Source organism: Flavobacterium sp. LMO6, assembly GCF_009495795.1.
Taxonomy (GTDB): Bacteria; Bacteroidota; Bacteroidia; order Flavobacteriales; family Flavobacteriaceae; genus Flavobacterium.
In genome coordinates this window covers 1-214 of the sequence record NZ_WIBH01000121.1, presented here as the reverse complement: position 1 = coordinate 214, position 214 = coordinate 1, and the positions used below count along the sequence as shown (strand labels likewise).

Below are 214 nucleotides of genomic sequence, written 5' to 3'. Positions count from 1 at the left end.
GCCCAGAGGTTATTGTGCTGGTCGAATACAATGGCATCAATGTCGGGCACGGATTTCAGATTGGTAAGGGTGTTGTTTAATAGCGGGTGTTGCTGAAACTGATAACCGTCGTATTGCATTAGGCCGGTGTTGGTTGACGCCAGCCAGAGGTAACCGTTTTGGTCCTGGGTAATGCTGTAAATGCCGACATTGGGCAGATTGTTATCAATTAATA

1 protein-coding gene is annotated in these 214 nt (G+C 46.7%); it reads right to left on the bottom strand.

The window, feature by feature from the left end:
* Positions 1 to 214: two-component regulator propeller domain-containing protein (locus GFJ99_RS13405; RefSeq protein ID WP_153209558.1), on the bottom strand; the 214-nt coding region annotated here is incomplete at both ends.